16 protein-coding genes, 1 other RNA gene and 2 pseudogenes are annotated in these 20,326 nt (G+C 32.0%); 9 read left to right on the top strand and 10 right to left on the bottom strand.

Annotation, left to right across the window (positions count from 1 at the left end; genetic code table 11):
* Positions 1–2,903, bottom strand: a pseudogene (locus tag QO182_RS10395) (hypothetical protein); the annotation flags it as partial.
* 1,168 nt (positions 2,904–4,071) lie between these two features.
* On the opposite strand from QO182_RS10395, the gene QO182_RS10390 reads away from it, so the two are divergent.
* The 4 genes and pseudogenes from QO182_RS10390 to QO182_RS10375 all read left to right on the top strand — a co-directional run bounded on the left by QO182_RS10390 (position 4,072) and on the right by QO182_RS10375 (position 8,158).
* Complete coding sequence (locus QO182_RS10390) at positions 4,072–4,557, top strand: histidine phosphatase family protein (protein ID WP_371536789.1); 486 nt, start codon at positions 4,072–4,074, stop codon at positions 4,555–4,557.
* A gap of 5 nt (positions 4,558–4,562) precedes the next feature.
* Positions 4,563–6,632 carry a polyphosphate kinase 1 gene (gene ppk1, locus QO182_RS10385; RefSeq protein WP_371561488.1) on the top strand — a complete coding sequence of 690 codons (2,070 nt, stop codon included), beginning with the start codon at positions 4,563–4,565 and terminating at the stop codon, positions 6,630–6,632.
* Between the two features lie 62 nt (positions 6,633–6,694).
* Positions 6,695–7,585, top strand: a complete 891-nt coding sequence (locus QO182_RS10380; RefSeq protein ID WP_371536785.1) for a Ppx/GppA phosphatase family protein — start codon at positions 6,695–6,697, stop codon at positions 7,583–7,585.
* A gap of 91 nt (positions 7,586–7,676) precedes the next feature.
* Positions 7,677–8,158, top strand: a pseudogene (locus QO182_RS10375) (TMEM175 family protein).
* A gap of 120 nt (positions 8,159–8,278) precedes the next feature.
* Here QO182_RS10375 and QO182_RS10370 read toward each other — a convergent pair.
* Positions 8,279–8,695, bottom strand: a complete 417-nt coding sequence (locus QO182_RS10370) for a DNA polymerase III subunit gamma/tau (protein ID WP_371561485.1) — start codon at positions 8,693–8,695, stop codon at positions 8,279–8,281.
* 7 nt (positions 8,696–8,702) lie between these two features.
* Here QO182_RS10370 and QO182_RS10365 point away from each other — a divergent pair, with 7 nt between their 5' ends.
* Positions 8,703–8,876 carry a hypothetical protein gene (locus QO182_RS10365; RefSeq protein WP_371536779.1) on the top strand — a complete coding sequence of 58 codons (174 nt, stop codon included), beginning with the start codon at positions 8,703–8,705 and terminating at the stop codon, positions 8,874–8,876.
* A gap of 43 nt (positions 8,877–8,919) precedes the next feature.
* Here the strand turns inward: QO182_RS10365 and dnaX are convergent, their stop codons facing one another.
* From dnaX to QO182_RS10345, 4 genes are all read right to left on the bottom strand, one after another.
* Positions 8,920–10,005 (bottom strand): DNA polymerase III subunit gamma/tau, encoded by a 1,086-nt coding sequence (gene dnaX, locus QO182_RS10360; RefSeq protein ID WP_371561482.1) that lies wholly within the window; start codon positions 10,003–10,005, stop codon positions 8,920–8,922.
* Between the two features lie 405 nt (positions 10,006–10,410).
* Complete coding sequence (locus tag QO182_RS10355) at positions 10,411–10,707, bottom strand: hypothetical protein (protein WP_371536774.1); 297 nt, start codon at positions 10,705–10,707, stop codon at positions 10,411–10,413.
* Between the two features lie 45 nt (positions 10,708–10,752).
* The gene (locus QO182_RS10350) at positions 10,753–11,052 is read right to left on the bottom strand and encodes a hypothetical protein (RefSeq protein WP_371536771.1); all 300 of its coding nucleotides are present in this window, start codon (positions 11,050–11,052) and stop codon (positions 10,753–10,755) included.
* A gap of 45 nt (positions 11,053–11,097) precedes the next feature.
* A complete protein-coding gene (locus tag QO182_RS10345) occupies positions 11,098–11,409 on the bottom strand; it encodes a hypothetical protein (protein WP_371561479.1) in 312 nt (103 codons plus the stop codon).
* Positions 11,410–11,525: 116 nt separating this feature from the next.
* Between QO182_RS10345 and rnpB the strand changes: the two genes are divergently transcribed.
* Positions 11,526–11,908, top strand: an RNA gene (rnpB, locus tag QO182_RS10340) — RNase P RNA component class A.
* A 132-nt stretch (positions 11,909–12,040) separates the two neighbouring features.
* Positions 12,041–12,976, top strand: coding sequence for a ketopantoate reductase family protein (locus tag QO182_RS10335; RefSeq protein WP_371561477.1), 936 nt, complete (start codon positions 12,041–12,043; stop codon positions 12,974–12,976).
* Here the strand turns inward: QO182_RS10335 and QO182_RS10330 are convergent.
* Both QO182_RS10330 and QO182_RS10325 read right to left on the bottom strand, forming a co-directional pair.
* Positions 12,973–13,662 carry a response regulator transcription factor gene (locus QO182_RS10330; RefSeq protein WP_371536763.1) on the bottom strand — a complete coding sequence of 230 codons (690 nt, stop codon included), beginning with the start codon at positions 13,660–13,662 and terminating at the stop codon, positions 12,973–12,975. The genes QO182_RS10335 and QO182_RS10330 overlap by 4 nt on opposite strands.
* Positions 13,663–13,672: 10 nt before the next feature.
* Complete coding sequence (locus QO182_RS10325; protein WP_371561474.1) at positions 13,673–15,025, bottom strand: sensor histidine kinase; 1,353 nt, start codon at positions 15,023–15,025, stop codon at positions 13,673–13,675.
* Positions 15,026–15,162: 137 nt separating this feature from the next.
* Here QO182_RS10325 and QO182_RS10320 point away from each other — a divergent pair, with 137 nt between their 5' ends.
* Positions 15,163–17,259 carry an outer membrane beta-barrel protein gene (locus tag QO182_RS10320; RefSeq protein WP_371561471.1) on the top strand — a complete coding sequence of 699 codons (2,097 nt, stop codon included), beginning with the start codon at positions 15,163–15,165 and terminating at the stop codon, positions 17,257–17,259.
* A 68-nt stretch (positions 17,260–17,327) separates the two neighbouring features.
* On the opposite strand, the gene QO182_RS10315 is transcribed toward QO182_RS10320, so the two are convergent.
* Entirely contained in the window at positions 17,328–17,921 is a 594-nt protein-coding gene (locus tag QO182_RS10315) for an RsmD family RNA methyltransferase (protein WP_371561468.1), read from the bottom strand.
* Complete coding sequence (locus QO182_RS10310) at positions 17,918–18,739, bottom strand: DUF3822 family protein (protein WP_371536752.1); 822 nt, start codon at positions 18,737–18,739, stop codon at positions 17,918–17,920. The genes QO182_RS10315 and QO182_RS10310 overlap by 4 nt, the downstream gene beginning before the upstream one ends.
* A gap of 153 nt (positions 18,740–18,892) precedes the next feature.
* On the opposite strand from QO182_RS10310, the gene QO182_RS10305 reads away from it, so the two are divergent.
* Complete coding sequence (locus QO182_RS10305; protein WP_371561465.1) at positions 18,893–20,314, top strand: ATP-dependent RecD-like DNA helicase; 1,422 nt, start codon at positions 18,893–18,895, stop codon at positions 20,312–20,314.
* Positions 20,315–20,326 lie beyond the last annotated feature (12 nt).

Here is a 20,326-nt window from a genome sequence, read left to right as displayed (position 1 = left end):
GTTGGTTTCACCGGAGCCGTTACATCTTTCACAGTTACTTTTTGAGTAGCTGTAGTAGTGTTTCCGTTTCCATCATTAAACGTCCAAGTGATTGTATAAGTTCCTTGTGTATTATAAGTCAAAGGATCAGTAGTCGTTCCCGTGATTGTTCCAGCACAAGAGTCTGTAGTTGTAGGAGCAACCGCTGTCGCAGTACATTCTCCAGAGACATCAGCCAAAGTTGGTTTCACCGGAGCCGTTACATCTTTCACAGTTACTTTTTGAGTAGCTGTAGTAGTGTTTCCGTTTCCATCATTGAACGTCCATGTGATTGTATAAATTCCTTGTGTATTATAAGTCAAAGGATCAGTAGTCGTTCCTGTGATTGTTCCAGCACAATTGTCTTTAGTAGTAGGAGCAACCGCTGTCGCAGTACATTCACCAGTAACATCAGTCAAAGTTGGTTTCACCGGAGGAGTAGTGTCACTTCCATCGATAACTATTGAAAGTGTATTTTGGCAATTATTAGTATCTGTAACAGTTACTGAATAGGTTCCAACTGTTAAATTAGTTAAATCTTCAGAAGTGGAAAGTGAATTTCCATTTTTTGTCCAGTTATAAGAGTATGAGCCAGAACCTCCTGTTACATTTAGGTCAATTGAAGCATTAGAGTCTCCATTACAAGATATATTAGTATGAGTCTCTGATAAAATAATTGAAGGCGTAATAGTTAATGTAACAGCTTTTCTAATTAAACTCGAACAATTACCATTAGAAGCCTCTGCATAATAAGTTGAGCTACCTACTCCCACTTGAGTGGGTGAAGTTACTATGGTACCAGCAGTTGCTGAATTATACCAAGTTATAATTCCTCCTGTTGCAGTTGCAGTTAAAGTTTGAGTTGTTGTGCCATCGGAACATTCTGTTTGATTGCTCGCAATAACTACAGCTATAGATTTTGGTGAAGTACTTGCATTTGCTGAATTATTTGTAAGGTTAGAATCAGCTGATGAGCTTATCGTAGCTTTATTAATGTATTCTCCAGTGTCGTTTACTTTTGCTGTAATTTTCAAAACAACACTTTGGTTATTATTTAAACCACCTATTGTCCAAGCTCCCGAAGTATTATCATATGTACCTACAGTATATTCTGATGACACATATTTATAACCGCTAGGTAGTAAGTCTTGCACAGAAACTCCTACTGCGTTACCAGGTCCGTTATTTTTTGCCGTTATGGTAAAAATAACATTTGAGCCCAAACAAGGTTCAGGTTCATTGACAGTTTTTGTTATTGATACATCACTACATATATTAACCGAAATAGGTTGTGATTGTACAGACGCTCCACAAGATAATGTTGAAGATACAGAGTAACTTCCTGTTGTAGTTGTTGTGTATGTATTTGAAATTGCTCCAGATATCTCATTTCCATCTAAAAACCATTGATATGGACCAAATCCTAAACTTGTAGATAATGTTGCAGTAGATGTGCATCCTATACCATCGTTATCAACGGTAGGAGCATCTGGTTGTTTTGTATAGTTAGAGAAAATTGCCGACATAGAAAAACCATAACCTTGTTGTACCAAGCTAACAGTCATTTTTGAAGCACCTTCTATTATTATATTTTTAGGTGATCCTATTTCCTCTTTAGTAAAATTAATTAAATACCACCCAGTTGTACCTAGTTGTCTTCTACCTGGTAAAGCTGAACCATTTACTTTTACTACGTCCGTAGCGCTTTGTATAAGGATGTAACCAAAATAAGGAAGGTCGGTATTATCGTATTTTGTAAATTTATAAGTTTCCACATAACTAGAACCACCACATGTTGAAACGGGAGCAACAGATGTAATGTCTACTTCACATGTAACTGCTGTACCTGAATAAACACCTATATTCTTATCACTAATAATTCTAGATGCTGAGTAAGAATCTAAAGAAGAAAAAGAATTCCCATTTGATGGTGTTGTCGTTCCATGCTTGAAAGTATAAAAATCACCCGCTGCCACTAATGTTTTTGTATTTGTAGATACCAAAGATCCGTCTGCCGCAAAGTTTGCTATTGTTAACTTCGTATTTGCTTCCGTCGCTACAACAGTAGTTTGTTCAGCTGTAGTGTTACCTTGACCTCTAACAATAAAGTATTCTTTACCTAAAACGGCTACAGGTGGTACTTGATCTAAAGTTCCGTCACCACAACCTTCTGGCGTATCAATTTTAGCGCCCGTATTTACTACCGCAGGTCCAGATGTCTCCACTAAAGAGCCCATATTAGCTTGAAATAAATAACTTTCACCCGCATTTAAAGTTATAGTAGGAATTCCATTTATTTTAACAGAAGTATTGTTATTAATAGCCATAACACTATACAAAGGTCTTGTATACCCCCAACCTCTAAAATTACCAACATCTCCATCTCGATAATATCCAACTCTAAAACTAACGCCTATCCCAGCATTACCAAAACTAGTTAAAGATGAATTTCCTTTGATAAAACTTTGATCGCCGTCGATTTGATCTGAGGCGATGTTTCTAAGATTTACAGAAACTGGCGCAGTAGCCGTAATATTTAAACCTGCAGCCGATATCACAATATTTTCAGCATAATATTCTGAACCAGAAGCTGTTGGTGAACCCGCAAATCTGTAAACGGCTGGCATTCCTTTTGAAGTAGATAAAGTAGTTATCAAGGTACCATCGCTCTTTTTTACAGCAACGGAAACAGTTGAAGAAGATTCGGTGGCAACAACTAATTCATTTACGCTGGTGAAATACCTCCATGGAGCTGGTGCAACGTAATGTTGATTATAGTATTGCGAATACGAACTAAATGAAACCATTAAGGCTAATAAAAAAAATACTATTTTAGTAGTGTTTTTTTTATTTTTATCACAAGAATTATGGTTATTGTTTTTCATGTTTTGAAAATCTTATTTATTTTATCTGTAAAGATTAATCTATTGTTTCTGTCCGTGTGCGGAGTTGTTATTAATATGCTTTCATTCTATTAGCATTGGTGAAACATAATTATAATTTCTAAAATAGAGTAACCTTTTAATAAAATCCATTTTATAGACTATTAAAAAGTTGTTTGATGAAACAGTAGTGACACGAAAAATAGGAGTTTTTGTAAAACAGGAAAAATCGTTATATAATGATATAACAAACGTCATCACTGAAGTGTTTTTAATAAAAAATTTTTTTCTTTTTATTAAAAAAAGTTTGTCGTTATTAAGTTCGATAATTTTACTTGAAGTAATTTTTTCTATCATAATAGTAGGTTTTTATGCTTTCAAAATGAACAGTAGATTTCGGGCTAGAAACTATTGCACGTAATAAAAATATTATCAGATACCAAATTTAAAATTAAATATTAACGTTTTCACAATTTTTCTTTGAATAACTTAAATAATCGTTAAAAGACGGTTTTCGCCACAATATCTGATATTAAATTATCTCATTTTTAAAAATAACAGGCATTAAATCTAATTTAAAAGCTTGTCTTTTTAATGCTGTACTCTATTTTATATATCAATTTTATGAAAACTACCTATTGTTTTTTCTTTGAAAAGAGAAGAGAAAATTCTTTTTTTAGATTCTTGAAATTGAAATATTTTTGACAGAAAACAATCTCTTGTCGTAAACTATAATTGCTCAGTTTTTCTCCTTTTTAGTTTGAATTTTATTTTTAACTAGGAGTAATTAGCATAAAGTAAAAAGTAGCCTTTCGTTAATATTTTTATTTTAAACTTGTATAAGGAATAGTATTATTTATAAGTTTTAATAACTGACTATCATAGCAGAAATAAAACTTTATTATTAATAAGAATTATATTGTTTTAGTCAACTAATTTTATATTGGGGCATAACGATAAATTACTTTAAGTGAAAGATTGCTGCTTTATTTAAACTACTTAGTTGTTTTTTTTAATTATGGTTTATAAGTATATTGAAGGTCTGTGTTTTAAGGGATATATGCAGAGTTTTTATGTGATTTCAGGTAAAAACAAACCTAAGATAATAATATATATTGTATCTTTCTAGTTCGATTAGTATTTATTGTAGATCATAAGAAAACACCTAAATATGAAAAATCTAATATTAATAAGACACGCAAAGTCAAATTGGGATGTGCCGCTACGAGATATTGATAGACCATTAGATCAAAGAGGAATGAAAGATGCTCATTTAGTTTCTTTAAGTATCTTGGATTTTATTCCTAAGACTTATGTGATATGGAGCAGCATTGCTAAGAGGGCGTCTGATACCGCGCTAATTTTTGCTCAAAACATTTTATATCCTATTGAATCTATTGATTATAAAGAAGCTCTTTATACTTTTGATGAAAAGCAGTTGGAAAAAACAATAAAGTCTTGCGAGAATACCTTTGATAGTATTATTCTTTTTGGGCATAATGCAGCAATTACAAATTTTGTTAATAAATTTGGGGACATTTCGATTAGTAATGTACCCACTAGCGGATTTGTAGCTTTAGAATTTGACACAGAGTATTGGGCAGAAATTAATAAGGGGAAGACAAAAAAAATAATAGTTCCAAAGGATTTAAAATAAATATAGTGCTAGAAAGAAAATACATAGATAGAGAAAAAAGTTGGTTAGCATTTAATGCCAGAGTACTCCAAGAAGCAGCAGATGAATCAGTACCACTTTTAGATAGATTACGTTTTTTAGGGATTTTTTCAAATAATTTAGATGAGTTTTTCAGAGTTCGTTTTGCTGCCATAAGAAGATTAAGTTTGTCGGGGAAGTCTGGAGAGAAAATTCTTGGAGGTATTTCATCTCAACAATTGGTAAAAGATATAACGGAGATTGTAATTGAAGATCAAACCGAAAGTCTTCTAATTCTAAAAAAAATTGAAACAGAACTAGAAGCGGAAGATATTTTTATCATAAATGAGAATGAAATTTCAGAAGAGCAAGAAATTTATTTAAAAGATTTTTTCATACAAAAATTAAGTCCTGAATTAGTGACGATTATTTTGAATGATTTGTCTGAATTTCCATTATTGAGAGATAATATGGGGTATTTGGCCATTAAATTAGTAATGAAAAAGAACTCAGAAGTTCGATATGCCATTATTGAAATTCCAAAGACAATGAATCGATTTGTAGTATTGCCTTCAAACGATGAAAGACAATATGTGATTCTTATTGATGATGTAATTAGACACAATTTAAAAAGTATATTTAATATTTTTGATTATCAGAGTGTTTCCGCTCATATGATAAAGATTAGCCGCGATGCTCAATTGGATATTGATAGTGATTTGAGCAAGAGTATGCTTGAGAAAATTTCGACAAGTGTAAAAGACCGAATAATAGGGGAACCTGTTCGTTTTATATACGATCAATTAATTGATAAAGATACTTTAAGGTTCTTCTTAGATAAGATGAAAATTCATTCGACAGACAGTATAATACCTGGCGGGAGATATCATAACAGAAGAGATTATATGGATTTTCCAAATTTGGGACGATTCGATTTATTGTATGCAAAAAATGATCCGTTGCCCATTCCTGGATTAAGTTTGGAAGGAAGTATATTGCAAAAAATCAGTGAAAAGGATTATCTTCTAAATGCACCATACCAATCCTTTTCTTATCTCACTAAATTTCTTCGTGAAGCGGCTTTAGATCCTAAAGTGACTACGATTAAAATAACATTATACCGCTTAGCTAAAAACTCCCAAATCATAAGTTCTCTTATAAATGCGGCGAAGAATGGTAAAAAAGTTATAGTTCAGATTGAATTACAGGCACGATTTGATGAAGCATCAAATATATCGTATGCAGAACAAATGCAAATTGAGGGCATCGAACTTATTTTTGGGGTAAAGGGACTAAAGGTTCATACTAAAATATGTGTTATTGAACGAAATGAAAGTGGAAAAGTAAAAAGGTATGGCTTTATATCAACAGGAAACTTTAATGAAGCCACCGCAAAAGTCTATACTGATGTCACACTATTTACAAGTCATCAACAGATCCTAAAAGACATTAATAAAATATTTGACTTCTTTAATATTAATTATAGGTTGTACCGTTATAAACACCTAATTGTTTCGCCACATTATACCCGAGTTCGATTCTATAAATTAATTGATAGAGAAATTCTTCATGCATTAGCGGGTAGAAAAACATACATAAAACTAAAAATGAATAGTTTGTCTGATTTTGGAATGATCGACAAGTTGTATGAAGCCAGCAATGCTGGAGTGAAAATACAACTCGAAGTAAGAGGAATTTGTTCTCTTATTCCTGGTGTTAAGGGAATGAGTGCAAATATTGAAGCCATTAGTATTGTTGATAATTATTTAGAACATTCTAGAATATATATTTTTGGAAATGCTGGGCAAACCGAAGTTTTTATTTCTTCGGCTGATTTTATGAATCGTAATCTCGATGGAAGGGTAGAAGTGACTTGTCCTATCTACGATCAAGAGATCAAAAAAGAATTAATTGATAATTTTGATTTAGGCTGGAAAGGAAATGTAAAAGCACGTATTCATTCTGCTTTATTGGATAATAAGTATCGCGAGAGAAATAGTGATCCTGTATTTAGAGCTCAAATAGAAACCTATAAATATTATCAAAAGAAAGTCGAATTATTGGCAGAAACTTTTTAAAAACATAAATTTTATTTTCAGCTAATTTTAGCAAAAAAGTAAACTCAAAATCATAATTAAGAATGATTAATATAAAAAAATACGCTGCAATCGATATTGGATCTAATGCCATGCGATTATTAATTGTAAATATTGTTGAACAAGAGGGTAAAGAACCTCAATTTAATAAAAGTTCCTTGGTTCGTGTGCCTATTCGTTTAGGACAGGATGCCTTTACTGTCGGTGAAATATCCGAAGAAAATATAGATCGAATGTGCGACGCGATGACAGCATTCAATCTGTTGATGAAAGTGCATAAAGTACAGGCGTATAAGGCATTTGCAACCTCTGCAATGAGAGAAGCATATAACGGAAAAGAAGTTGCAGACCTTATAAGGGAAAAAGCAGATATTAATATAGAAATCATTGACGGGAAAATGGAAGCGGCAATCATCGCTTCAACGGATTTGCACCACTTGCTAAAAACAGATCAAACCTATCTTTTTGTGGATGTTGGTGGTGGTAGTACCGAATTTACACTTTTTTCGAATGGTAAAATAGTTGTGTCCAAATCGTTTAAAGCGGGAACTGTACGTTTATTAAATAATATGGTTTGCGATGTAGTATGGGATGAAATAGAAAAATGGATTAAAACCAATACCGTCGATTATGAGGAAGTTACCTTGATAGGTTCTGGAGGTAATATCAATAAGCTATTTAAAATGTCAGGTAAAATCCAAGAAAAGCCTTTGTCGTATATTTATATGACTTCACAATATGCTTTTTTGAATTCATTAACATACGAGCAAAGAATTTCGGAGTTGGGATTAAATCCGGATCGCGCAGATGTTATTATTCCTGCTACTAGAATTTATTTAAATGCAATGAAATGGAGTGGCGCGCGACAAATCTATGTTCCTAAAATTGGATTATCAGATGGAATTGTCAAGGCTATGTATTTTGGTAAAATATAAATTTAAGTTGTGGGTGTGAGTTAAGAGTTAAATAGCTTATTGTTAACTAATTAATGTTTTAATTGGGATTATCTTTATATAAATATACCTGATGGACAAATATCGATTGGAGATGTTCAGCAATGGTGTACTCGCAATCATAATTACCATTATGATATTGGAAATTGATGGTCAGCTTGGAACTGAGTTTACTGATTTGATATCACTTTTTCCTGCTTTTTTTAGTTATATATTGAGCTTTGTCTCTGTTGGAATTTATTGGAAAAACACTGCCATTTAATGCAAAGTATTTCTAAAGTTAATGCGCAAATACTTTGGGCTAATTTACACTTCTTATTTTGGTTGTCATTAATTCCTATTTCTCCAAAAGGGATGGGAGTCCATTATTTTGCTAAAACAACACTTACTTTTTATGGAATAATATTATTTTTATGTTCCATGTCTTTTTGGATTCTGCAAAACGCTATTATTGCAAATGAGGGTAAAGAGTCACGGATTGCAACTGCGGTGGGGAAGGACGCTAAAGGAAAACTTAGCTTTATATTATATTTTGTTCTTTTTACAGCGTATTGATTTCAGTTGTTATTTACGTTTTGGTACTAATGATTTGGTTAATTCGAGATAAGAAAATAGAAAAAAAAATAAATTTAGATAAAATATAAATTAATAATTTGGGGTATTAACGGATATTTTTTATGCATCTAAGTCTAATCCAAATGTGGTTCTTAACAGTTCAATACTAGGATTTATTTCATGTAACCTATTGTATCGGTCTTGATCATTAAAATTCTTTTTATTTTCGAAACTTTCATTTACAATAACTTCAATGGTAATATCATGATTGTGTAAATGTCCTTTTAAATGTCCTAGCAACCCATTAAGTTCTTTTTCAAAATCTAATTTTGAACCTTCGTTAGGCAATTCAAGTGAAATAGCAAATCCATTCAAAACGGGATCGTTTATAAGTAACAATGATTCCATAATTTTAAATCCTTTGTCACCTAAACGTTTCGCGTATTTAGTCCATTGGACTAACATTTCTGTTTCAGAAAAGGCTTCGGTAGGTAAATCGACAACTTCTTTTACATATGATTTATTACTCTCTTCCAATGCTCTTTTGGCACGGATACTAGATAATGAAAAGGCAGAAATACTAGGTCCGCTTGATGATGGTTCCGTTTTTACAGGAGTGGCAGGAGCAGTGATTTCCTGTGTTTTTTCTACTACAATTTCCTGCGGTTTTACAAGGGATTGTAATGGAGCAGGTTTTGCTTCTGTAGCTTTTGTTTGATCAGCTATGGAATAATCCGTTTTTCTAAAATAGGTAGGGGGAATTATAAAGGACTCAACTTTTTTTTTTCTCCATCAAAAGTGATAGAGGCAAGTTGCATTAGGCAAAGTTCAACGAGCAATCGCTGATTTTGACTCAACTTGTATTTTAAATCACAATCATTTGCAATAGCAATTCCTTTCAATAGAAAATCTTGGGTGCATTTTTGGGCTTGTAATCCGTACATTTTTTGAGCTTGTTCACCTACTTCTAATAAGGATAGAGTTGAAGGTGTTTTGCTAACTAGTAAATCTCTAAAATGGGAGGCTAATCCAGACACAAAATGATGCGCATCAAAACCTTTAGAAAGAATGTCGTTAAAAGCCATTAGTAATTCAGGAATTTTATTTTCAAGAATTAAATCTGTAACCGTGATGTAGGTCTCGTAATCGAGTACGTTTAAGTTTTCGGTAACAGCTTGACGAGTTAAGTTAGTTCCACAATAAGAAACGACTCTGTCAAAAATAGATAAAGCATCACGCATGGCACCATCTGCTTTTTGTGCAATAATATGTAAGGCGTCATCTTCAAAAACGATTCCCTGGCTTGTTGCAACTTCAGCTAGATGTTCTTTAGCATCTTTAACTGTGATTCTTTTGAAATCAAAGATCTGGCAACGCGATAAAATGGTTGGGATAATCTTATGTTTTTCGGTAGTTGCCAATATAAAAATGGCATGCTTTGGCGGTTCTTCTAATGTTTTTAGAAAAGCATTAAATGCCGCTGAAGATAACATATGTACCTCATCAATAATATAAACTTTATATTTTCCAGTTTGTGGCGGAATACGAACCTGATCAATCAAGTTTCTGATATCATCAACTGAATTGTTAGAGGCAGCATCTAATTCGAATACATTAAAAGCAAAATCTTCGGTAGGGTCATCGTAACCCGGTTGATTGATTTTTCTGGCTAAAATACGAGCACAAGTGGTTTTCCCAACTCCTCTAGGTCCCGTAAATAATAGGGCAGAGGCAAGGTGATTGCTTTCTATGGCGTTCAGCAAAGTATTGGTAATGGCTTTTTGTCCCACTACATCATTAAATGTTTGAGGACGATACTTACGAGCCGATACAATGAATTGTTCCATAGAATTTTTATTCGAAAGCAAATATAGTCATTGCCATTATATTATGAAAATGATAAATTGTTTAATTCTAAAATTATTGGTAAAAGAAATTTTCTCTTCAACTTTTAAAAGACAGAGAGACTTGATGCAGTTAATAATTTAGGCTTTTTAGCAGTGTTTAACTAGTTTTATTTTATTGAACTAAAAGTTTGAATTCTAAGTAGATAATCAATATTACTCAAAATTGTTGAAAATAAATTTGAGTGTTTATTCTCAAAGTTTCTATGCTGTTTTTATTCATAAATTAGTTAAACCTGTGAAACTCATATGTCGAATTATAGATGAATTTTCATTTGTGTTTCGCAGGTTAACGATTATAAAAACGCAGTATTCTTAAATTTTGCGAAGTAAAAATTGACAATATTACTATTTTCTGCCGTCAATGGTTAGTTTAATTAATACTTGTGCGGCATCACTAACTGAATTTGCTGCGAAACCAGTAACAAAAACACCATTTTCACCAGATTTTGTAGTTATTCCGTAGACTATTGCTTCGTCATCTGGATTTGAATTTCCTTCATAACGATAGATGTGTACAATTTGGTAATGGTTGGGGTTTTTAACAATATCCTCTTCATGAAGGTTAAAATCATAAGTAAATCCATTTTCTTTTAATTCTTCTAAGGCCTTTGAGACAGTGGCGTAATGATAAGTATGTTCCATATTTTTTTTAATGTTTTTAAAGATCAAAAATTCAAGATAACTTTTTTATTTTATTCTGTTTTTTATGCTAATATTTATCAGCGCCTGAGCAGCATCAGTAATTGAGTTTGCAGAAAATCCCGCGACAAAGACTCCTTTTTTTCCGGACGTTGATTGGATACCATAAACTACGGATTCATCCCCAGGATCTGTATCGCCTTCATAACGATAGATATGTTTGATCTGATATTTTTGCGGGTTTTTTGCAATATCCTCTTCATGAAGATTAAAGTCATAGTTGAAGCCATTTTCATTTAACTCGTCTAAGGCTTTGGAAACAGTGGCATAGTGATACGTTTGAGTCATGATTTTTATGTTTTATTTCGAAGTTATTTTATAAAAGAAATTAGATTAAGTGCTGCATTGATTGCTATTATTTTCAATACATAACTTAGACAATACAATTGCTGCCTCATTACCCGTTTTAGCTGAAAAACCGGCAACAAAAACGCCTCTTTTACCAGAGGAAGACGTAATACCATATACTATAGCTGAATCACCAGGATCAGAATTTCCTTCATATCTGTAAACATGTCTTACTTGATGTTCAGCGGGTTTTTTAATAATGTCCTCCTGATAAATATTATAATCGTAAGTAAACCCTAATTCCTTTAGCTCATCGAGGGCTTCAGAGACGGTTGAATAATGATATATAGGTTTCATATAAAGCGATTTTAAGTTACTCTTAAAGATAATCAATTTAAAATTAAGAGTTTATAAAATAGCTGTTAAACTAAAATTTATTATTTGACATCGAGTTAAAATTGTTGTAATTTCGCGACACAGACCGCCTTATCGCTTTATACTGAACTCGTTTCAGTACCTATTGATTTTTAGTTTAAATTTCATAAGGTTCCGAATCAAGTTCGGAATAAAGAGGAAAGTCCGGACACCTTAGAGAAGCATAGCGGGTAACCCCCGTCGGTTTTGTCTGCAAAGGCGAGATTAGGACAAGTGCAACAGAAAGTATGTACAGGTAATGCTGTAGTGAAACCAGGTAAACTCTATGCGGTGAAATATCAAGTATATCAGCATTTAAGGGCTTCTCGTCCGTTGTTGAAGGGTAGATAGCTTGAGCTTATGAGTAATTATAAGCCTAGATAAATGATAAGGGTCCCGATTTATCGGGATACAGAATCCGGCTTATAGGTCTGTTTTTTTTATATTCTAAGAATTAATAAATAAAAGATTGTGAAATCTAAAAGGGAACCATTAAGAAATTAAGTTTCATTAAGTCAGTAGGCTTGATTTTCTAAATTTCTTAATGGTTTAATTTTTATTGCAAATAGTAGTTATGAAAACAAGAATTGGAGTTTTAGGAATGGGTGGAGTAGGTGGTTATTTTGGCGGACTATTGGCTAAAGCCTATGCTGAATCAGATCAATTCGAAATTGTATTTATTGCTCGCGGTGAAACCCAAAAAGCAATTGCAGCTTCAGGATTAAAGATAATAACTGACGAAAATGAAATAATTGCTTTTCCAAGTATTGTCTCTAATGATCCTATAACAATCGGAAAACTCGATTTTCTTATTTGCGCGACAAAAACGTATGATATAGAAGAAAGTCTTCTTTCGTTAGAAAAATGCATTACTAAAAACACAATAATCCTACCTTTATATAATGGTGTCGATGCACCCGAAAGAATAAGTACCCTCTATCCTGATAATGAAGTTTTACAGGGCTGCGTGTATATCGTTTCCATGATCGAATCTCCAGGATTCATAAGAAAAATGGGGCCTTATGAAAAATTATATTTTGGATCTGATACAGCGCCCATTGGAAGGCTTAAAGCATTACAAACAATTTTTAAAGACGCAGCAATAGAGAGTTACCTAGTTGATACTATAGAGCAAACAGTTTGGGAGAAATTCATTTTCATTTCTGCTTTGGCTTCAGCCACATCCTACTTAAATCAAAATATAGGTGAGATCATAAATAGTAGTTCCAGTAGAGCAGTATACGTTGAACTTCTTAATGAGATTACCATGTTAGCCGCCATAAAGGGATTGCATTTACCCAATGATATTGTTATGCAAACGATTCATAAGTTAGAAAAAACACCAAAAGAGGCAACTTCTTCGATGCATCGCGATGTATTGGCTGGTAGAAAATTTGAATTGGCTTCTTTGACTGAATTTGTTGTGAATGAAGGACTGAAATATGAAATGGAATTACCTACTTATAAAATGGTGTTGGATAAATTGGACAAGATAAATGATGCTGTTTAATCTCTTAGCTTGAATTCTAAACCAATATTCCGGACGCTTTCAATACTGATTCGATTGTCATCATTAAAATATTTTCTGATTTTACTGATATAAACATCCATACTTCTTCCAGAAAAGAAATCATCATTTTCCCAAATCGCTTTAAGTATTTGTTCTCTTTTTATCATTTGGTTTTTGTGAATATAAAAAAAATGAATAAGGGCAGCTTCTTTCTCTGTGAGTTGTTGTGTTTTGGTATTATTTTTTAAAGTTAGGCGTTTCGTATCGAATAAATAAGAGCTAATTTGTAATTCATCAACTTTAGAAAAAACAGTATATTTTTGTAGGCTTCTTTTCAATATGTTATTCAGGCGTAAGATAAGTTCTTCGGCTTCGAATGGTTTTGCAATATAATCATCGGCACCTAGCTTTAATCCGATGATTTTGTCCTCTTTTAGTTTTCTTGCCGTTAGAAAAACAAAAGGAATTTCTGGATTGATTTTGATTATTTTTTCTGCAAGAGTAAAACCATCCATCTTTGGCATCATAACATCAAAAATACAAATATCAAAAGACACTGATTCAAAAATAGCCAATGCTTCTTCTCCGTTTTGCACCCAAGTCACATCATATTCATACAATCCTAAATATTGTTTTAGAACACTAGCAAAATCATAATCATCTTCGACTAAAAGTATTTTTTTCAATTGTGAATAGTTAGACTTTAAACATAATGGTAAATACAGATCCTTTTCCTAAATCACTTATAACAGCAATTGATCCTTGGTGTGCTTTTATAATTTGATTTACATAATAAAGTCCTAATCCCAGTCCTTTTGTATTATGTAAATTGCCTTTCTCCACTCTGTAAAACTTATCAAAAAGTAAGGAGTGTTTATTCTTAGAAATTCCAATTCCATTGTCTTTAATACTAATGTTAAATTGATTTTGGATTAATTCTGTTTTTATATTAATAACGGTGCTACCATATTTCACGGCATTTTCAAGCACGTTTTGAATGGCAGTTGTTAAATGGAATTGGTCTAACAATAAAGTGGTTTTTGCGGCATTGATGTCTGATGTAATATTAATTTCAGGATTTGCAATTTTGAAATCTACTATAATTGTATTCAAAAAAGTTTCCAAATCAATTTTTTCTTTTTGTAGTTCAAATTCACCTAATGAACTTGACATTACCTGGTCGATTAAGTTTTGCAAACGATTATTTTGACGTGAAATCGTATGGAGGATCATGTTGAATTGGACTTCATTATCCCGAATCTCTTTTCGCTCCAATATCTTAGTAGAAATTCCCAAAGTTGTCAACGGTGTTTTGAGCTCATGGGTGATGTTATTTATAAAATCAGTTTTGACATCATTTACCTTTTTTTGTTTGATTAATGCTTTAATGGCAATTACAAAAAGAGTTATTAATGTTATAATAGAAAACAAGGATAAGATTAAAACCATTCTCATTCTTTTTAGAATTATGGTTTCCCATTCTATTACAGAAACATACATTGAATCTTCAGTAAGCAACTTATAATCCTGCATTTGTAAAGAACCACTAGTTGTTCCGGCATAATTCCGAACTAGAAAGGCATTGTCCAAAGAGATTAAATTACCATATAATTTATTTTTAATAAATGACTTTTCGGAAAAAAGCGTATCTGCTTTTTGAGCACTTTTATAAAGGATAAATTTGTTCAGTACAACTGCAAAGTTAATTGTGATATCCGGTATTTCTCTTTCTAATTTTAGTTGTAATTTTCGTGTTAGCACATCTCTATATTCGTTGTGTAACAATGCATATGTAAGGTCGGATTTTCTTTTTTTGTTTTGTAGGTAGCGCTGAGCTAGTTGTTTATAAAGTAAATCTTTCTTATGGACAATAGTCGAATCAATATCACTGTAATCATTTGTGATAGAGGCAATTTCCTCTTTGATTTCCGCATGAAACTGTGCTACTTTGTAATTATAGGTGATTTTCACCAAAAAAAATTGAACAACACACAACACAATTAGCGCTATAATTGAAAAGGTGATTAATAAATTGATTCTTTGTTTCATTTGTTGAAATATACCATCCAAAAATAAGTATTTAATTATTTAATCTAGGCTTTAACCTCGCATTAACCTTCGATTAACTTAGCTTGTTAGTATTTAGAAGCATTTTTGTAATGGTTTAAATATAATTACAATTTTAAATGAAGAATAGCATTATTACAATTTGTCTTTTTATAACAGCATTTGGTTACGGACAAAAGGAAACTCCAAAGGACAGTATTTCTACTAAATTAAAAGAAGTAATGGTTAGTAGCCAAAATAAAATTTTTACCAATAAAAATGGAAATATCAAAGTTGATGTTGCGAATTCAATTTATAATTCAACACCAAGTACTTTAGGTCTATTAGCAAAAATGCCAAATATTCAGGTAAGTACTGATAAAGAAAGTATTACTGTTATAGGAAAAGGGAATCCTTTGATCTATATTGATAATCAAAAAGTAGGAATAAATGATTTGAATTCTTTAGCTGTTGATGCTATTAAAAGCATTGAAATTATCAATAATCCATCTTCAAAATATGAGGCTTCAGGAAGAGTAGTTATATTGATTGCAAGAAAGTTAAGTAAAAAAGAAGGTTTTGAAACTACTTTATCTGAGATAGCATCTTTTAAAAAGTATTTCAACAACTATTTAGGAATTAATTCTACTTTAAAGAAAAATAAATTTGAGTTTAAAGCAAATTTTGACTACAATCAAGTTAAAATCTGGGAAAGTAACGGGAATAACTTTACGATTCCTTCTAACGATATTATTTTAAATTATTTGGTTAAAGCAGTTACAAAAAGACCACAATTTATTTTTGGAGGCGGGGCTTTCTATAAAATAAATGAAGAGGATTATTTTTCTTTAAATTTTAGCAGAACAAGCCAAAAAGATATTTTTGATATTAAGACACAGACCTATAATCAGCAACAAAGTACAATTAATGAAGTCAATACTTTTAATGCTAATGACGAAAAAAGAAGCTTTTCTAACGGATTTTTAAATTATAACCATAAAATAAAAAGTATTGATGGTATTTTATTTTCGGGTTTTCAATATTCCAAGTTTAATCAGGAAATTGCAAGTGTAATTTCTAATAATTACAATAATACTGGTTTTGAACTATCACAAAATAGAAATCAAAAAATATATATTGCTGTTTTCTCAGGAAGGTTTGATTTTGAAAAAGAGTTTAAAAACAAAACGAAGTTGGAATTCGGAGCACTTTACCTGCGGGCAAATTCTAATACCAATTTTTTTGTACAAAATGAGAGTCCCATCTCTATAATAAATTCAGATTATAATTATAAAGAAAAAAATAGTGCCGTCTATTCTCAGTTTTCTGGAAGCATTAAGAAAATAAATTATTCCTTTGGTTTAAGAGCTGAAAATACTATTGTAAAAGGGAAGTATCAATCAGAAAAAGCATTATTAATAGATAAGAATTACACTAATCTGTTTCCAAAAGCGACAGTCGAAATCCCAATAGATAGTACAAATACGATTAATTTAAATTATAGTAAAAGTATTTCAAGGCCAAATTTTTCTTCAACGAGTCAGGTTTCGGCTTATATAAATCCCTATTTTGTTTGGTCAAATAATATCAACCTAGACCCAACAATTACGGATGAAGTTGCTTTAAGTTATCAATATAAAGAGAAATCTGTAAAAGTGAGTTACAACAAAATTAGTAACCCAGTTTATTATGGTTCTTCTTATGATTCCGCTCAAAATATATTGACTCTTAAAAACACGAATTTTGAAAAAGAGACGGGCTTTAATTTAGAATTTACGGTTCCGTTCAAGTACAAATTTTGGACAGTTACCAATACTTTAAATTTTGCTTTGAGTAAGATTGAAGATAGTCAAGCCGTTGTAAATGAGGCAAAACCGTATTTGTATTGTTATTCTAATCATTCGTTCAAGTTGCCAAAAGAAATAGAAGTATCCTTAACAGGTTGGGGGCTGACAAAACAGCAGCAAGGCATTTTTGAAAGAAGTGCTTTGTTTACAATGGATTTTGCAATTTCTAAAACACTTTTTAAGCACTTTGATTGTGCAATAAGTTACAATGATATTTTTAAGCAAATGAAATTTAATGAAAATTTCACGATCAATACTATATCTGCAAAAGGAATTTATTATACCGATTCTAATTTAGTATCCGTTTCAGTAAAATATTCCTTTGGAAAAATAAAAAACCCCGAATTTAAGGAGAAAAATATTGATGAAAATTCGAGTAGAATTCGATAAATTACTTTTTAAAAATGTTAAAACAGAAAAGCTTTTGCAATTGCAAGAGTTTTTCTGTTTTTATATAATTAGTCTTCTTCGACGCCGTCTTCAAATAGATCAGCATCTGATTCATCCTCACCAGAACTTAATTCGAAGAAACTAAAAATAGAACCACCATAACTTTTCTTGAAAGAAAAATTATCCATATGGTCTAATTTCGTGTATTTAGAATGTTCGATTATCATCATTCCATCGTCATTAAGTGTGTTTTTTTCGAAAATTAATAAGACAATTTTCTCAAAAGTCTTTTGATCCAGAGCGTAAGGTGGATCAGCAAAAATAATGTCGAAAGTTGCATTGTTTCTTTCAAGAAACTTAAAAACATCACTTTTAGTTGCCGCAATATTAAAATCATATTCTGTTGCCACTTGTTTGATGAATTTTACACAACCAAAATCACCATCTACTGATGTGATCGGTGCGCTACCTCTAGAGGCAAACTCATAACTGATGTTTCCAGTTCCTGCAAACAGGTCCAAAATTTTCAAACCTTCAAAACTGAAATGGTTGTTGATGACATTGAATAATGCTTCTTTAGACATATCGGTAGTAGGGCGAACGGGTAAGCCTTTTGGCGGAGAGATGCGTCTTCCCTTGTATTTTCCTGAAATGATTCTCATGAGTTGAAAAGTATAAAATGATTTCTGTTTTCGGCCTCAGAAAAATAATTGTTCCATCGTAAATCGTCAACGTCAATAAGTGAAACGTTACGAATGTATTTGTATGCTATTTTAAAAAAATCACTTTCGCTGTCTATATTTCCTATTAGTTCTAGCGGAAAATTTTCAGGATTCAAACTCAATTGTTCTGCGGTAAACAAAACATAATAAATGAAATCTTCGGGAGTTTGATAATCAAAAGAGTTGAATAATAATAGCTTCTGATTTTGGATCACAATAATCTCAAAATGCCCTTCACTAAAATGGACTGTCATTTTCTTATCGTCAATATTTTTGGATGCATCCAAAAGCTTTGAGACTAAAATACTATTTGCATGTTTATAATCGAAAGTGCCAAATCGATCAATAAAAAAGTTGTTCATATTTACATAAGGGATGTAAACAGCATTGATTTGGTAATTACTGATTTCATCGTATGCAAAAAAATCAGTGTCAAAAACCTTAGTGTTGTACTGCAAATAGCTCCCTAGGAAATTCTCATCAAATAATGGAGCAGGAACAAATGTGGACAGATTGTTATTGTGTATAATCAATACATCATCATAGGTTTCGCTCAATTCAGGGTAATCCCGAAAAGCATTCGAAAATAAATCCTCAATTTTAATTCCTTTATGAAAAGAATCAAAATGGACTTCGTTAAAGGAAGTAATCGTATTATTGAGTGTGTCAAAACAGCAAAAAGACAATCCGGCCAAGGAAACCTGGATGGAGAGTTTTTTATATTTCTTTTCGGTAATATTTGTGTTTTGTGTAGACATAATCTGATTTATAATCCATTCTGTCTATAGAAAACAGAGAGGGTTAAATGCGATGACAAACTTACAATTTTTTTTGATTCTAAAGCCAATTAATGTGATTCCCTCGATTATCATCCTTACATTTGATGTTCATTTTACAATAACAAAACCCACATGAATTCCTCCTTGTTTTATAGCCTTTTAAAAAATAAATTCCCTTTTGTTGCCACATACAAACAGGATATTTTTTTTCAAAAAATAGCTATTTTTTTAACTGATACTCATAACGACACGATTTTTGTCCTGAAAGGATATGCAGGAACGGGTAAAACGACCGTAATTTCGACGATTGTAAATAACCTTTTAGACATAAATAAGAAATATGTTTTGCTGGCGCCAACAGGTCGTGCCGCAAAAGTGATTGCTAGTTATTCAAGTAAACCTGCTTTCACGATTCATAAAAAAATATATTTCCCAAAGAAGTCTTCCGGTGGCGGTGTTTCTTTCACCTTGCAACAAAACAAACATAAAAACACCATATTTATAGTCGATGAGGCCTCGATGATTTCGGATACCAACTCGGATTCTAAATTGTACGAAAACGGTTCTTTGCTCGATGATTTGATCTCATATGTATATTCAGGAACTAATTGCAAGATGATTCTGCTGGGAGATACAGCCCAATTGCCTCCAGTGAATTTAGATATCAGTCCTGCACTGGATACGCATACATTAAGTTTGAATTATAATAAGGAAGTCGAATATATAGAACTCGACGAAGTCATGCGTCAGGAAGAGGATTCTGGAATTTTGTATAATGCAACAGAACTTCGAGAGTTACTGAAAGACTCTTTCATCACCGAATTCCAATTCAATGTCAAAAAGTTTAAAGACATCGTTCGTCTGACTGATGGTTATGATATTCAGGACGCTATCAACTCGGCTTACAGCAATTATAGTATAGAAGACACTGCTTTTATTGTTCGTTCAAATAAAAGAGCGAATCAATACAATGAACAAATTAGAACCAAAATTCTCGACAAAGAAAGCGAACTCTCCTCAGGTGATTTCCTTATGGTAGTCAAGAACAATTATTTTTGGTTGAAAGATTCGGATGAAGCTGGTTTTATTGCTAATGGGGATATTATTGAAGTATTGGAAATTTTTAATATCAAAGAACTGTACGGCTTTAAGTTTGCCAATGTAAAAATTAGAATGGTCGATTATCCGGATCAAAAGCCCTTTGAAACAGTTCTTTTATTAGACACTATAAAAAGCGAATCGCCGTCCTTGACTTATGAAGAATCAAATAGATTGTATCAGGAAGTTTTGAAAGATTATGAAGGGGAAACCAAATACAAGCAATTTCAAAAAGTAAAAGCCAACGAATATTTTAATGGCTTGCAAGTAAAATTTTCTTATGCGATTACCTGCCATAAATCACAAGGAGGGCAGTGGAATACCGTTTTTATTGAACAGCCTTATTTGCCCAACGGAATTGATAGAGACTACATCCGATGGTTGTATACCGCTATGACGAGAGCAAAAAATAAATTATATTTGATCGGTTTTAAAGATGAGAGTTTTGTCGAATAATTTCATGAATCA

It is taken from the genome of Flavobacterium sp. Arc2, assembly GCF_041431385.1.
Taxonomy (GTDB): domain Bacteria; phylum Bacteroidota; class Bacteroidia; order Flavobacteriales; family Flavobacteriaceae; genus Flavobacterium.
This window is presented reverse-complemented; position numbering and strand designations above follow the sequence as displayed.

What these genes read in the sequence shown, in the direction of transcription:
- QO182_RS10390 (WP_371536789.1), top strand. Translation starts at nt 4,072, where the DNA reads ATGAAAAATCTAATATTAATAAGACACGCAAAGTCAAATTGGGATGTG.
- QO182_RS10380 (WP_371536785.1), top strand. Translation starts at nt 6,695, where the DNA reads ATGATTAATATAAAAAAATACGCTGCAATCGATATTGGATCTAATGCC.
- dnaX (WP_371561482.1), bottom strand. Translation starts at nt 10,005, where the DNA reads ATGGAACAATTCATTGTATCGGCTCGTAAGTATCGTCCTCAAACATTT.
- QO182_RS10355 (WP_371536774.1), bottom strand. Translation starts at nt 10,707, where the DNA reads ATGGAACATACTTATCATTACGCCACTGTCTCAAAGGCCTTAGAAGAA.
- QO182_RS10350 (WP_371536771.1), bottom strand. Translation starts at nt 11,052, where the DNA reads ATGACTCAAACGTATCACTATGCCACTGTTTCCAAAGCCTTAGACGAG.
- QO182_RS10345 (WP_371561479.1), bottom strand. Translation starts at nt 11,409, where the DNA reads ATGAAACCTATATATCATTATTCAACCGTCTCTGAAGCCCTCGATGAG.
- QO182_RS10335 (WP_371561477.1), top strand. Translation starts at nt 12,041, where the DNA reads ATGAAAACAAGAATTGGAGTTTTAGGAATGGGTGGAGTAGGTGGTTAT.
- QO182_RS10325 (WP_371561474.1), bottom strand. Translation starts at nt 15,025, where the DNA reads ATGAAACAAAGAATCAATTTATTAATCACCTTTTCAATTATAGCGCTA.
- QO182_RS10320 (WP_371561471.1), top strand. Translation starts at nt 15,163, where the DNA reads ATGAAGAATAGCATTATTACAATTTGTCTTTTTATAACAGCATTTGGT.
- QO182_RS10315 (WP_371561468.1), bottom strand. Translation starts at nt 17,921, where the DNA reads ATGAGAATCATTTCAGGAAAATACAAGGGAAGACGCATCTCTCCGCCA.
- QO182_RS10310 (WP_371536752.1), bottom strand. Translation starts at nt 18,739, where the DNA reads ATGTCTACACAAAACACAAATATTACCGAAAAGAAATATAAAAAACTC.
- QO182_RS10305 (WP_371561465.1), top strand. Translation starts at nt 18,893, where the DNA reads ATGAATTCCTCCTTGTTTTATAGCCTTTTAAAAAATAAATTCCCTTTT.